Here is a 13,541-nt window from a genome sequence, read left to right as displayed (position 1 = left end):
TCTTTTTTTATAGAGTGACTCGGAAGGAGAAGAATTATGCAAATAGAAAAAAGAGAATCCCCTAAAATAGGAATTCCCTTCACATGTTTATCTCGCCAGCCAGCCGCCATCTACGGCTAAAATATGACCGTTCATATAATCGGAGGCAGGGGAGCTGAGAAAGACGGCGGCACCTGCTAGATCTTCAGGCCGTCCCCAGCGTCCAGCGGGGATTCGTTTCAGAATCTCTTCATTCCGGTTCGCATCGTCACGAATGGCTTGCGTGTTATTGGTTGCAATATAACCAGGCGCGATCGCATTGACCTGAATATGCTGACTTGCCCATTCATTTGCAAAAGCTTTCGTCAAACCTGCGACAGCATGCTTACTTGCTGTATAAGCGGGAACAAAGACACCGCCTTGAAATGATAGAAGGGAAGCGATATTGACAATTTTCCCTTGCCCTTTATTCAGCATCTGCTGTCCGACCTTTTGCGTGAGGAAAAAGAGACTGTTGATATTCACATCCATGACAGTATGCCAGTTTTCCTCTGAATATTGAGCGGCCTCTTCTCTTTTAATGGTCCCAGCATTATTGATCAAAATATCAATTGAATGCTGTTTTAAAAGAGCATCAACATCCCGCTTTGCGGACTTAGGATCTGCAAAGTCTACTTGAATCGCATGAAATGATCTGCCGGTCTGTTCGACAAGTTCTTTTGTTTCATCAAGCGGCGTATGGTGGTAGGTGCCGATGATATCTGCACCTGAACGGGCAAGCGCTACGGCAATACCTTGCCCAATACCAGTTCCAGGACCTGTGACAAGAGCTGTTTTGCCTTCGAGGGAAAAGAGGGACGCTACATATGATGTCGTCGTCATCTCATTACCTCAGCTGGTCCATCGGGACAAAGTCCATATCTTTAAACGTATAGTTTTCTCCCGCCATTGCCCAAATAAATGAATAATTTGCGGTACCTGAGCCTGAATGAATGGACCAGGCAGGTGAGATGACGGCTTCTTCATTTGCTACAACGAGATGTCTCGTTTCAGATGGCTCCCCCATAAAATGAAAGACACGTGCGTCTTCCTCTATATCAAGATATAAGTACACTTCCATCCGCCGGTCATGTATATGAGCAGGCATCGTGTTCCATGTGTTATTGGTTTCAAGCTGAGTGATGCCCATCATAAGCTGGCAGCTTTGGATGCCGTCTGCATGAATGACCTGATACAGATTCCGTACGTTCGAGGCGGATGCTTCCCCTAAATGATTCGGTGTTAATTCAGCAATCGCAGCCTTTTGTGTCGGATACGCTCTATGAGCTGTGGCTGACACAAGATAAAATTTGGCCTGCTCACCTGATGAACTAGCAAACTGTACATGTTCGTGTCCAAGTCCAATATATAAGAAATCTTTATGCTCCAGCACAAATGACTCACCATCGACTGTAACCGTACCTTGGCCGCCGACATTCACAATGCCAATTTCTCGTCTTTCAAGGAAATATTCTGTACGTAAAAAGTCGCCGGCATCTAGCTTGATCGGTTCTGATGTCGGCATAACACCGCCAATCACCACACGGTCCTCATGCGAATAATATAGCTTCAATTCACCACTGACAAAGAGTGTCGGAATATGAAAATGACGACGAAGTTCCTCTGTTGTAAAACGCTTGACCTGCTCAGGATGTACAGCATAACGATTTTCCATTTGAGATAAGCCTCCCTTTCCATCTGAAACATATGATTGTTTTATTTGGTATCGGTTTCAAGGAAAATTCTAGAGGAAAAAGAGAGCGGCGTCAACCGTTAATTTGAAATCGCTTTCTTTAATTGTATAAAAGCTTTTTTTCTTCATGTTCATGAAAAAAATCTTCTGATACAGTTCAACTTGTGGTATGCTTTTTTTAAGTTTATTTGAAATCGGTTTCGAAACAAATGAGAAGATCAATCTTGGGAGTTTTTTGTATGAAAGAGAAAAAGCAAACGAAAGTCACCATTAACGAAGTTGCAGCATATGCAGGTGTCTCAAAATCAACGGTATCCAGATACATCAATGGCAGAACAAATGAAATTTCTCCTGAAAAGGTAAAAAAGATTAAAAAAGCCATTGAGGAGCTCCATTACCGTCCGAGTCAGCTTGCCCAAGGATTGAAAGTAAGAAAGAGCAAGGTCATTGGTTTTATTGTGGCTGATATTACGAATCCATTCTCTGTTGCGACACTTCGTGGTGTGGAAGAGATTTGTGATGAATATGGATACAGCATCATGGTGTGCAACACAGATAATCGTCCAGAAAAAGAACGAGAAATGCTTCTGAAGCTGAATGCGCATTATATTGAAGGACTGATCATTAATACGACCGGTCAAAACAATGACATTTTGCAAGACTTTAAGCAAAACGGTGTACCGATTGTTCTTGTTGACCGTAAGTTACCTGAACTCAAGGTCGATACCGTCACAACGAATAACCGTGACATCACGGCTCGTCTACTTCATCAAATGTATGAAAAAGGCTACGAACACATCGCTTTCTTTACTGAGCCGGTCGATGGGATTAGTCCTCGTGAAGAACGAAAAGAAGCCTATGAACAGACGGCGATGAGTCAACATAAGAAACCTATGATTGCAGAAATCAATTTGAAGCAAAAGGAACAAATGCGAGATGAGATTTGTCGTTTTTTACAATCAAACCATCAGAAAAAAGCGATTTTAGCAGGCAATGGATTACTCATGCTGAAGCTCATCAGTGAACTCGTCGATCTTGGGGTGAAGATTCCTGAGGAGATAGGCATTGCCGGATTTGATGATACAGAATGGTATAAGCTGATCGGGCCAGGCATCACTACGGTGGCGCAGCCATCTCATGAGATGGGGAAAGCGGCGATGCAAAAAATCAAGACGCGTCTTGAAGGGGATAAGAGTGCACCCCAGACCATTCAACTTGATGGAGAAATCATTGTGAGAAAATCTTTATAAACGTCAGACAGAGAAGAGTATACATACGTGCATGCTCTCTCTTTTTCAACTGTTTTGAAACCGGTACCAAGAAAGGGGAGAAATGAGTGAAAGCATTGGATGTGATCACATTTGGGGAATCAATGGCGATGTTTTATGCAAAAGAAATTGGCGAGCTTCACCAAGTGCATACGTTTCAAAAAGCACTTGCTGGTGCAGAGAGTAATGTTGCGGTCGGCTTGGCAAGATTAGGCTTTAGCGTAGGCTGGATGAGCAAGGTCGGGGCGGACTCACTTGGTACATTTATTTTAGAAGAGCTTCAAAAAGAAGGGGTCGATACGAAGGCAGTGCTCCGTTCAAATGATGGGGCCAAAACAGGGATATTGCTTAAATCAAAAGTCATCGATGGAGACCCTGATGTGACGTATTACAGAAAAGGCTCTGCTGCGAGCACATTGAACCCAAGCGATTTCCCGTCCACTTATTTTCAGCAGGCAGGACATCTTCATATGACCGGAATCCCGCCTGCTGTGTCTAGTGAAATGAGAGCGTTTTCTTTTCATGCCCTTAAAGAAATGAAAGAAGCAGGAAAAACCATTTCCTTTGACCCGAACCTTAGACTTCAACTATGGGAAGAGGAAGAAGACATGATTCATACGGTGAACCAGATGGCTGCTCAAGTAGATTGGTTTTTTCCAGGGCTTGCAGAAGGTCAAAGACTCACAGGATGTCATGAGCCGGAAGCGATTGCGGATGTTTATTTACAAAAAGGTGTCAAGCTTGTGGTCATTAAACTGGGAGCGGAAGGAGCCTATTTCAAAAGTGCATCCGGCCAAGGTGTAGTGGATGGTTTCCATGTGTCTCATGTCGTGGATACAGTCGGAGCTGGTGATGGATTTGCAGTGGGAGTGATGAGCGGTCTGCTGGACGGATTATCATATGAAAAATCGGTTGCAAGAGGCAATGCCATTGGAGCACTTGCAGTCATGTCCCCAGGAGATCACGAGGGCCTGCCGACTCGGAAAGAGCTTCAGGCATTTATAAAAGAAGCCAAACGATATCAAAGGCGACACGATATGAAGGGAGATGAGAGGTATGGGAAAGTCAGCAAGTATGAGCGTTAAAGAGAAGCTCGCAGCTTGTAAACTCATTGCGGTGGTCAGAGCAGGTAGTGAAGCAGACGGGATAGAGATGATTGGTCGTTTAAAGAAAAAAGGGGTGCGGGCCATCGAAGTGACATATACCACGCCCAATGCAGAGCGAATCATTGCATCTTACCAGCATGACCACGACTTGATTGTCGGAGCCGGAACGATTACAACGCTTGAGCAGGCACAATCAGCCATTGAAGCCGGCTCTCAATTCATCGTTAGCCCTGGATATCTTCCTACTATCGGAGAGCACCTATCTTTTCACGATACACTCTACGTACCAGGTGTTTTGACCCCGAGTGAAATTATGCAGGCAAAAGCAAATGGATACAGCGTGTTAAAGCTTTTTCCGAGCGGCTCCTTCGGTTTGTCCTATATGAAAAATTTGCAAGGTCCGTTTCCAGAGATTGAGTTCATCCCAACAGGAGGCATTCATCCAGTCGATGTGCCAAAGTGGCTTGAAGCAGGAGCCGTGGCAGTAGGTGTCGGCAGCCAGCTTGAAAGCAGTACAGCAGAAGAATTACAGGCTGTTCTTTCTTCCACCATCATGTAGTTCACATAAACAACCGGCTGATGACTGCCGGTTGTTTGTTCGTTTATCTAACATAAAAGATGGGAAGGCGCTTCTTTTCACATAAAATGAGCATAAAGGAGAGGTCGATATGTACATTCAAGAAGATGAACTAAAAGATGGTCAAATTGAACAATTGATTAAAGCTCATTTAGAAGAGATGAAAAAACATTCACCGCCAGAAAGCATTCATGCCCTTCCGTTAGACAATCTGAAAAAACATGATGTCACAGTATGGAGTGCAAGGGATGGAGAGGTGCTTCTTGGCTGCGGAGCCATCAAGGAGCTATCAAGTGAACATGGTGAACTCAAATCGATGAGAACGGCAGCAGCCCATATGCGAAAAGGCGTGGCGAAGCATCTGTTGACCCACCTTCTCCAAGAGGCGAAGCGGCGGGGGTATAAAAGAGTGAGCCTTGAAACAGGTGCGATTGCTTTCTTTGAACCGGCAAGAAAATTATATGAAAGCTTTGGATTTCAATATTGTCCGCCTTTTGGTTCATACCAAGAAGATCCGAACAGTTTATTTATGACAAAGGAATTATAGAGGTCGAGAGAGTATGCTTTTATAAGCAGCTCTTTTTTTATGCGGAAACAATGGAAGGAGGAGAATGTGAATGAAATGGTCGAAGTTGTTCGGAATGGGCGCATTTCTCACATTTTGTGTCGTATCTGTTCTTTTTTTATCTATATTAGGTCAAGATTTAGTTAAAATTGAAAGCGCTTCCGAAGAGGCGGTATCAACTTATCAATATCACTTTGTTCTTGTACCAGAGGAACTTGATAATGAATATTGGCAATTGGTGCAAAAGGGAGCTGCTGATGCGGCGGAAGTTCATCGGGTGTATCTTGAATACCTAGGTCCAAAGCAGGCTGATTTGGATGATCACCTGAAAACCATTGATATGGCGATTGCTGGTCATGTGGATGGCATTATGACGCAAGGGCTTGATGCAAAGAGATACAAACCGCTCTTTCAAAAAGCAAGAGAGAAAGGTATAGATGTTGTCACAGTCGATACCGATGCAGAGGGGAGCAAGCGTCAAGTGTATGTCGGAACAGATAACTATTATTCTGGCTTTATCGCCGGACAGGCACTCATCGCCGATACAAAAGGCGAACAGTATGTGGGCATTGTGACGGGACGGCTTGATGCGATTCACCAGAAGCTTCGCGTGAAGGGGTTTCGAGATGCCGTTTCTGGTGAGAAACGCATTCATATTGCTGGAATAGAAGAGTCGGCGATTACGAAATCAGGTGCTTCCGGTGCTGCGTATAAATTGTTAAATGATCATACGCAGCTCACCGCATTTTATGGAACAAGCGCATTAGACGGTGTCGGCATTATTCAAGCAACAGAGCAATATCATTCGTCTAAAGATGTTTATGTGCTCGCATTTGATACTCTGCCTGATACGATTCAAGCGCTGGATGATGGGAAAATTGATGCAGTGGTTGTACAGCACCCTTATGAAATGGGCTATCAAGCGGTTGAATCTCTTGTTCGTTTGCAGCAAGGGGATAAACAAGAACCGCTTCAGTACACAGGGACGAGTGTGATTCGGCGAGGAGACCTGCCCCTTCATCAAACGGAAAGACCACAGGGGGTTCAGCCATGAGAAAAATACGAAGTAAATTATTATTGGCATTTTTAATTCTTGTGCTCCTTGGTAATGTGGCCGCTTTTTTTGTGTATTGGAGCAGTTCAAAAATCACATCAGAATATAGCAAGAGCTTTCGTTCCTTTCTCCTGCTGAATGATATTTCGACAGAGGCAAAAACGATGTATGAAAAGGTCAACGCCTTTGCCATCGAAAAGGATCAGGCGTTTGCCAAGGGGTATGCTGAATCAAAACAGAAAATGACATCATATGATCAAGCATTGCTCAAAGATGCAGGGCTTCATGCCGCCATCCCCTCCATTGAAAAATATCAATATATGATGCGGACGCTCATAAACGAAAGTGATGCGACAATGAATCATGTCAAAGAAGGGAAAATCAAAGAATATGCTGCAAGTGTGAAAGAAGTAAGAACCGTGTCCTCTTATATCCAAGAGCAGACAATGACTCTTTTGGATGATGAATTATCTGAGTATCAAGTACTCTACCAATCCCTTCAAAAAAGACATCAAACGTATGCGCTTTTTACTCTATGTCTGTTTACATTATCGATAGGCATCGCTTTATGGATGGCCTATATCATTGCGGGTGGAATTTCAAGACCGATCGTTCATCTGTCTCGAAGTGCCAAAGAAGTATCAGAAGGAAATTTTGACGGTCCAAATTTGCATGTGTCGTCAAAGGACGAAATCTCTGTGTTAAATCATGCCTTTGAGCGAATGCGGCGAGAGATGAAGGTCATGATTGAAGAGATGAAACAAAAGGCCGCTTTAGATCAGAAAATTAAAGACATGAAGCTGAAAACACTACAAAACCAAATGAATCCACATTTTTTATTTAATACATTAAACATCGTTTCACGTATGGCGTACTTAGAATCAGCTGATGCGACATCGAGATTGATACAATCCGTTTCTACGCTGATGCGGTATTCGCTATCTCCTCTCAGCGCATCTGTTACGTTAGAACAAGAAGTGAAAGTGGTAAAAGAATATTTTCATATACAAGAAACAAGATTTTCCGATCGTATTACATGCAAAACGACCATAGATGAGTCGTGTCTATCTGTTCACATTCCGAGCCTTACATTGCAGCCGCTTGTCGAAAATGCCTTTATTCATGGGGTAGAACCAAAAGAGGAAGGGGGGCTTGTAGAGCTCTCTATTGATCGAGATGATGGCTTTGTCATGATTCGGATTCGGGATAATGGACTTGGCATCAGTGATCAAGAGAAAAAGAGATTGCTATCGCAAGAGGAAGAAGATCATTCAGACACACGTAGTAAAGGTCACTCGACAGGAATTGGTCTTCGAAATGTGATGTCGAGGCTGCGTTTGTTTTACGGAGTGCAGGATGCCCTTCAAATTGATTCAAAGCCAAACGAAGGGACCACCATTCAATTGACAATACCAATCAAGGAGGAACGAGCATGCTGAACGTGCTGATTGTGGATGATGAAAAAATTGAACGAATGGCGATGCGTAAGTTCATGACCGAATGGCTGCCAGACTGTCATATTGCAGGGGAAGCTGCGAATGGAAAAAAGGCGGTGGAATTGGCGCGGTCTAAGCCAATTGACCTTGTGCTCATGGATATTCAGATGCCAGGCATGGATGGACTCACAGCGATCAAACAGATCAAAGCAAGCTGTCCTCATACTAAATTTATTATGCTGACAGCCTACGATACATTTGATTATGCCAAGCAAGCCATGCAGGAAGGGGTCAAACAATACCTTGTCAAACCAGCTGATAAAGACGAAACCATTACAGCGATCCGTTCTGTTGCGGCAGAAATACAGCAGGAGGTCTCCCTGCGGCAGGCGGAGAAAGTCAATCAGCAGTCAAAATGGCTGGAAGCTCATGTGTTGAACGGTCAATCTTATTCCTCCACAGTGTTTGAGCGGCTGTTTCAGGATTTTCAAGCAGGTCTAGTGATCGCTGTTCAGCGGACAGGCGGGGATCAACTCCTGAATCATTTGCAGGAGTCTGCTCTTTTTCAAGCAGTGCCTATCAAAGTGAGCGGTGAGCTGTTTACATGCTTGATTTACAGCCGTCAATCACCTGGTCATCTAAAGGCGAATGTACTGCAAGCGATTCGCGCTGCCATGACAAGCGAGCAGCATTCACCTGTCATTGTTGGCATGGGTCATCCTGTCTCAAATCCACTTCAACTTCAGAAAAGTGCGGCAGAAGCGAAGCTTTCCTATTATCAGCGAAAAAAAGATGACGGTGCGGTTCGTTATGGCTTTTACTATACAGATAGACAATCTTACGTATTGATCAACTTGCCTGAGCTTGCCGATGACATGATGCTGGCACTAGAAGAAGGGAGAAGAGATGATGCTCTTGCTTACTATGATGCCTTCCAATTAGAAGGTGCAACCATTTCTCATGTGAAAGAGCTGCTCATTTTACTCAAATCACGACTTCGTGCAGATGTGCCGATTCTGGCTATCACTACAGAAACAGAATGCCGCCAATGCTGTGAACATTTATTTGATCTGTATGAAGCAAGAACCCAGACGGTGAATGATATAGAACGGGCGAAACGATACATTCAAACACATTTTTGCGAACATATCACGCTGGAGCAAACGGCCGCCTATGTTGATTTAAGCCCGACGTATTTCACCAAACGCTTTAAGGATGAGACAGGTCTGACGTTTAAAGAATATGTGACGACCTGTAGGATGGATAAAATGAAGAAGCTACTGAAAGAGAGTTCGCTTAGTTTAAAAGAAATCACCTATCAAGCAGGATATACTGATCCGAATTACGTCAGTCGTGTGTTTAAAAAAATGGTTGGCTGTTCACCGAAGGAATATCGAAAACAGGTCGTAAAAAAATGAAGAATTTCATAAAAAAGTGAAGAAGTTTGCCTGAAAAAAGGCAAGGATCTGCCAGTATAATTATTTTGATAACGCTTACAAAATAGGGATGGGGGATCCATGATGAAGTTTAAATTAGGCTTTACTTTATTGGCACTCTGTATGCTGGTCGTCTCTGCTTGCAGTTCATCGACGAACTCAGATGCAAAAAAAGAGGGCGGAGCGGAGAAACTAGAAATTTTCTCTTGGTGGACTGGTGCAGGTGAGGAAGACGGACTGAAGGCACTCATTCAATTGTTTGAAGAGAAAAATAAAGACATTCCAATTGAAAATGCAGCTGTCGCTGGTGGCGCTGGTACGAATGCAAAGGCTGTTCTAACAAGCCGGATGCAAGGAGATGATCCGCCAGCTACTTTCCAAGTACACGGGGGAGCAGAGCTGAATGAGAGCTGGGTAGCCGCAGGTAAAATGGAGCCGCTGGATGACCTTTATGAGAAAGAAGGCTGGAAGGATAAATTTCCAGAATCACTGATTGACCTTGTGAGCAAAGACGGGAAAATCTATTCCGTTCCAGTGAATATTCACAGAGGCAATGTGCTTTGGTATAACAAAAAAGTATTTGAAGATCAGGGCTTAGAACCGCCAACGACGTTTGATGAATTTTTCAAAACAGCCGATGCCTTAAAGAAAAAAGGGATTACTCCTCTTGCGCTTGGGGATAAAGAACCTTGGGCAGCGACTCATTTGTTTGAAAGCGTTCTTCTAGGTGTACTAGGTGCAGATGACTATCAAAAACTTTGGGCGGGCGACTTAAAAATGGATGATGCAAAAGTGAAGGAAGCGGCAGACATCTTTGGACGTATGCTCGAATACGTCAACGACGATCATAGCTCGCGTAACTGGCAGGATGCCTCACAGCTCGTGGCAAAAGGGGAAGCTGCAATGAATGTCATGGGCGATTGGGCAAAAGGATACTTTGTAAATGATCTAGATTTGAAGGTGAATAAAGACTTTGGATACGTGGCTACTCCTGGTACGGAGGGCAGCTTTATGGTCATCACGGATACATTCGGACTGCCAAAGGGTGTCAAACAGCCAGAAAACGTGAAAAAATTCTTATCTGTCTTAGGATCTGTGGAAGGACAGGATGCGTTTAATCCGTTGAAAGGGTCAATACCGGCACGTGTGGATGCAGACGTATCAAAATATGATGAATACGGAAAATCGGCAATGAAGGCGTTTAAAGAGTCAAAGCTGGCACCGTCTCTTGCGCATGGCTCAGCTGCTGAAGAAGGTTTTGTCACGAAGGCGAACCAAGCCGTCAATATCTTCGTGACACAAAAAGACAGCAGTCAGTTCGTTTCTTCTTTAAAAGATTCAATGAAATAAAGATGAAAGAGGCGGCCGTTAGGCACCGCCTCTTTTTTAAAAAAGGAGTGTAGCTTCATGCGCATGGACACATCGCCGATCACAAAAACACCAGCAGCAAAAGTGAAACGTGTTCGGAAAAAATGGAATGGAGACCAGCTGCTTGCCCTGCTATTTTTAGCACCGTCAGCTGTTTTATTATTCATTTTTGTTTACGGCTTTATTGGGTGGACAGGATATGTTTCATTATCGAACTGGACCTCGCTTGTTCCTGATTTTTCTTTCGCAGGTATGAAAAATTATGTCATGCTGTTTCAAGATTTTCGCTTTCAGTCAGATCTTCGAAACACGGTCTTTTTTACATTATTCTTTATTGGAGCAGTCATTGCTTCTGGACTTGTACTGGCCATTTTACTAGACCAGAAGATCAAGGGAGAATCACTTTTTCGGAATCTCTTCTTCTTTCCGATGGCCCTTTCCTTTGTTGTCACAGGTGTTGTGTGGCAATGGATCCTAAATCCATCTACTGGGGTGAATCTGTTTTTAAAAACACTCGGCATCCAGCCCAAGTGGTACACGGATACGAACATTTTAGCTGGATTTGTCTGGGGAAAAATTGAGTTTGGTGTACCGGCAGCAATGATTGCAGTTGTCATCGCTGCTGTGTGGCAGATGACAGGGTTCTCACTTGCGATGTATTTGGCTGGTCTTAGAGGCATTCCAGAGGAAGTGAGAGAGGCTGCTAGAATGGATGGCGCAACCGAGTGGCAAATCTACTGGAAAATCATTTTCCCGCTGTTAAAACCAATCACAGCGAGCGTCGTCATTATCATGGCACATATTTCTTTAAAGATCTTCGATTTGATTTACTCGATGACAGGACCAGGTGCAAACTTTGTCACCGATGTGCCAGGTGTTTATATGTTTGAAATGACCTTTAGAGGAAACCATTATGCAGGTGGTGCCGCCATTGCGATCGTCATGTTGATTTCTGTTGCGGTCTTTATCGTGCCGTATCTCCTGTCTAGCCGGAAGGGGGCTTCATCATGACCGCAAGAGGATTTGTCCGCCCAGTTCTTTATGCTTTATTAATACTGTGCAGTTTGTTTTTTCTCATGCCTGTTTATGTCATGATCGTCACAAGCTTAAAGCCATTAGGTGAAGTTACCCTTGAGCGAATGTGGTCGCTTCCATCTACACTTGATTTCTCAAGCTACAAAATCGCTTTTGAAAAGTTATCACCCAATTTAATGAATTCTCTTTATCTAGTCATTCCTGCTACCTTATTGTCAGCTGTATTAGGTGCAATGAATGGCTATGTGCTGTCTAAATGGCGCTTTAAAGGATCAGAAGTGGTGTTTACCTTCATGTTGTTCGGTATGTTTATTCCATACCAAAGTATCCTCATTCCACTTATTCAATTTTTACGTGAAATCGGCTTGTATAACTCCATTCCGGGACTTGTGCTTGTCCATGTCGTATATGGCCTGCCAATCACAACACTCATGTTCCGCAATTTTTATGTGAGCATTCCTGATGAAATGATTGAATCAGCGAAGATGGATGGAGCTGGGTTTATCGGGATCTTCAGACATATGATTTTGCCGCTTTCCATCACAGGGTTTGTCGTGGTTGCCATTTGGCAGTTCACAAATGTGTGGAATGAGTTTCTATTTGCGGTCACTATGACCACAGCAGAGAATCAGCCGGTCATGGTTGCGTTGCAAAATTTATCAGGCAGTCAAATTGTGCAATGGAATGTTCAAATGGCAGGTGCCATCTTGGCTGCGCTGCCGACACTTTTGGTCTATATTCTACTTGGAAAATACTTTGTGAAAGGGCTTCTTGCAGGCTCTGTCAAAGGGTAAATTGATTTTCTTGTTATCGTTTTCATTCGGTGTACTGAAAGGATTGACTTCTCTTTAGATAGCGTCATAATAAAAGTTGAGACTTGCTAGTTTTCATCATGCTAGGCAAGGATTATCAAAGGGTAGCAAAGGGAGGAGTCATCCTGAATGAAGCAGTCACCAATTTTTTTACTGCCTGAATTGAAGGAGAGAATATGGGGAGGTACAGCCTTAAGGGATCAATTTGGCTATGATATTCCTTCTGATCAAACGGGAGAATGCTGGGCAATTTCTGCTCATCCAAACGGACCAAGTGTCGTGCAAGACGGTCCATATAAAGGGAAAACGCTGATCGAACTATGGAACAATCACAGAGAATTGTTTGGGGGAATAGAAGGCGATCGCTTCCCGCTCTTAACCAAAATTTTAGATGCAAACCAAGACTTATCCGTTCAAGTTCATCCAGATGATGATTATGCGGAAAGACATGAAAATGGTGAGCTTGGGAAAACAGAGTGCTGGTATATCATTGACTGCAAAGAAGGCGCAGAAATGATCTATGGTCATAATGCACGGACGAGAACTGAGCTTGTGACCATGATGAACAGCGGAGATTGGGAAGGCCTTTTGCGGCGAGTGAAAATTAAGCCGGGCGATTTTTATTATGTGCCAAGCGGTACCATTCATGCGCTATGTGAAGGCACACTGGTTCTTGAAACGCAGCAAAGTTCAGATACGACCTATCGGGTGTATGATTATGAACGAAAAGACCAAAATGGCCATGAACGTGAACTTCACTTCACGCAGGCCATTGATGTCACAACGGTTCCTCATGTAGACGGTTATGCAGATGAATCAGTAGAAACTCGTCCAGGGGTGACCATTAGAACATTTGTAGAAGCAGAATATTTTTCTGTGTATAAATGGGAAATTGATCAAAAAGTAGAGCTATCGCAAGATTATCCGTTTTTGCTGTGCAGCGTTATTAATGGGGAAGGGTCCTTAGAGCATAATGGACATACATATCCGCTGCCAAAAGGAGCCCATTTTATCCTGCCTGCTGAAACAGGGAACTTCACCATTGAAGGATCTTGTGAACTGATTGTGTCACATATATAAAGATAAAGAGGACTTCGAGGGAGTCCTCTATTTTTCTATTGCATAAAGGACTTGAAAGAGACTTGTTTTTGTCGATAAAGAGATTAGTAGACT

General features: G+C 43.6%; 13 protein-coding genes. 11 read left to right on the top strand and 2 right to left on the bottom strand.

The genetic code is table 11. The annotated features are described in order from the left end of the window. Positions 1–87 precede the first annotated feature (87 nt). Both kduD and kduI read right to left on the bottom strand, forming a co-directional pair. Positions 88–861: a 2-dehydro-3-deoxy-D-gluconate 5-dehydrogenase KduD gene (gene kduD, locus NST73_RS16910; RefSeq protein WP_039165356.1), complete on the bottom strand. Its 774-nt coding sequence runs from the start codon at positions 859–861 to the stop codon at positions 88–90. A 4-nt stretch (positions 862–865) separates the two neighbouring features. After that, the gene (gene kduI, locus NST73_RS16905) at positions 866–1,693 is read right to left on the bottom strand and encodes a 5-dehydro-4-deoxy-D-glucuronate isomerase (protein ID WP_017368169.1); all 828 of its coding nucleotides are present in this window, start codon (positions 1,691–1,693) and stop codon (positions 866–868) included. Positions 1,694–1,950: 257 nt separating this feature from the next. Here kduI and NST73_RS16900 point away from each other — a divergent pair, with 257 nt between their 5' ends. The 11 genes from NST73_RS16900 (at position 1,951) to manA (ending at position 13,448) form a co-directional block, all read left to right on the top strand. Beyond that, the gene (locus tag NST73_RS16900) at positions 1,951–2,961 is read left to right on the top strand and encodes a LacI family DNA-binding transcriptional regulator (protein ID WP_045033960.1); all 1,011 of its coding nucleotides are present in this window, start codon (positions 1,951–1,953) and stop codon (positions 2,959–2,961) included. 86 nt (positions 2,962–3,047) lie between these two features. After that, a complete protein-coding gene (locus tag NST73_RS16895; protein ID WP_335350810.1) occupies positions 3,048–4,064 on the top strand; it encodes a sugar kinase in 1,017 nt (338 codons plus the stop codon). Further along, entirely contained in the window at positions 4,036–4,644 is a 609-nt protein-coding gene (locus NST73_RS16890; RefSeq protein ID WP_096881944.1) for a bifunctional 4-hydroxy-2-oxoglutarate aldolase/2-dehydro-3-deoxy-phosphogluconate aldolase, read from the top strand. The genes NST73_RS16895 and NST73_RS16890 overlap by 29 nt, the downstream gene beginning before the upstream one ends. A gap of 109 nt (positions 4,645–4,753) precedes the next feature. After that, entirely contained in the window at positions 4,754–5,209 is a 456-nt protein-coding gene (locus tag NST73_RS16885; RefSeq protein ID WP_342499238.1) for a GNAT family N-acetyltransferase, read from the top strand. 70 nt (positions 5,210–5,279) lie between these two features. Beyond that, on the top strand, positions 5,280–6,281 hold the full coding sequence (locus NST73_RS16880; RefSeq protein ID WP_342499237.1) for a sugar-binding protein: 1,002 nt from the start codon (positions 5,280–5,282) through the stop codon (positions 6,279–6,281). Beyond that, positions 6,278–7,720 carry a sensor histidine kinase gene (locus tag NST73_RS16875; protein ID WP_073412905.1) on the top strand — a complete coding sequence of 481 codons (1,443 nt, stop codon included), beginning with the start codon at positions 6,278–6,280 and terminating at the stop codon, positions 7,718–7,720. The genes NST73_RS16880 and NST73_RS16875 overlap by 4 nt, the downstream gene beginning before the upstream one ends. Further along, complete coding sequence (locus tag NST73_RS16870) at positions 7,714–9,135, top strand: response regulator (RefSeq protein ID WP_274660517.1); 1,422 nt, start codon at positions 7,714–7,716, stop codon at positions 9,133–9,135. The genes NST73_RS16875 and NST73_RS16870 overlap by 7 nt, the downstream gene beginning before the upstream one ends. A 99-nt stretch (positions 9,136–9,234) precedes the next feature. Further along, positions 9,235–10,503, top strand: a complete 1,269-nt coding sequence (locus tag NST73_RS16865) for an ABC transporter substrate-binding protein (protein WP_035389707.1) — start codon at positions 9,235–9,237, stop codon at positions 10,501–10,503. Positions 10,504–10,560: 57 nt separating this feature from the next. After that, positions 10,561–11,532: a sugar ABC transporter permease gene (locus tag NST73_RS16860; RefSeq protein WP_024719268.1), complete on the top strand. Its 972-nt coding sequence runs from the start codon at positions 10,561–10,563 to the stop codon at positions 11,530–11,532. After that, positions 11,529–12,350 carry a carbohydrate ABC transporter permease gene (locus tag NST73_RS16855; RefSeq protein WP_039165373.1) on the top strand — a complete coding sequence of 274 codons (822 nt, stop codon included), beginning with the start codon at positions 11,529–11,531 and terminating at the stop codon, positions 12,348–12,350. Before NST73_RS16860 ends, NST73_RS16855 begins: the two co-directional genes overlap by 4 nt. Before the next feature lie 147 nt (positions 12,351–12,497). Further along, a complete protein-coding gene (gene manA / locus NST73_RS16850; RefSeq protein WP_041507862.1) occupies positions 12,498–13,448 on the top strand; it encodes a mannose-6-phosphate isomerase, class I in 951 nt (316 codons plus the stop codon). Positions 13,449–13,541 lie beyond the last annotated feature (93 nt).

Origin of the sequence: Bacillus sp. FSL W7-1034 (assembly GCF_038593365.1) — a bacterium.
Lineage (GTDB): Bacteria > Bacillota > Bacilli > Bacillales > Bacillaceae > Bacillus > Bacillus altitudinis.
This window is presented reverse-complemented; position numbering and strand designations above follow the sequence as displayed.

Coding starts and splice junctions, on each gene's coding strand:
- NST73_RS16870 (WP_274660517.1), top strand. CDS start 7,714: ATGCTGAACGTGCTGATTGTGGATGATGAAAAAATTGAACGAATGGCG.
- NST73_RS16865 (WP_035389707.1), top strand. CDS start 9,235: ATGATGAAGTTTAAATTAGGCTTTACTTTATTGGCACTCTGTATGCTG.
- NST73_RS16880 (WP_342499237.1), top strand. CDS start 5,280: ATGAAATGGTCGAAGTTGTTCGGAATGGGCGCATTTCTCACATTTTGT.
- NST73_RS16900 (WP_045033960.1), top strand. CDS start 1,951: ATGAAAGAGAAAAAGCAAACGAAAGTCACCATTAACGAAGTTGCAGCA.
- NST73_RS16885 (WP_342499238.1), top strand. CDS start 4,754: ATGTACATTCAAGAAGATGAACTAAAAGATGGTCAAATTGAACAATTG.
- NST73_RS16855 (WP_039165373.1), top strand. CDS start 11,529: ATGACCGCAAGAGGATTTGTCCGCCCAGTTCTTTATGCTTTATTAATA.
- kduD (WP_039165356.1), bottom strand. CDS start 861: ATGACGACGACATCATATGTAGCGTCCCTCTTTTCCCTCGAAGGCAAA.
- NST73_RS16875 (WP_073412905.1), top strand. CDS start 6,278: ATGAGAAAAATACGAAGTAAATTATTATTGGCATTTTTAATTCTTGTG.
- NST73_RS16860 (WP_024719268.1), top strand. CDS start 10,561: ATGCGCATGGACACATCGCCGATCACAAAAACACCAGCAGCAAAAGTG.
- NST73_RS16890 (WP_096881944.1), top strand. CDS start 4,036: ATGGGAAAGTCAGCAAGTATGAGCGTTAAAGAGAAGCTCGCAGCTTGT.
- manA (WP_041507862.1), top strand. CDS start 12,498: ATGAAGCAGTCACCAATTTTTTTACTGCCTGAATTGAAGGAGAGAATA.
- kduI (WP_017368169.1), bottom strand. CDS start 1,693: ATGGAAAATCGTTATGCTGTACATCCTGAGCAGGTCAAGCGTTTTACA.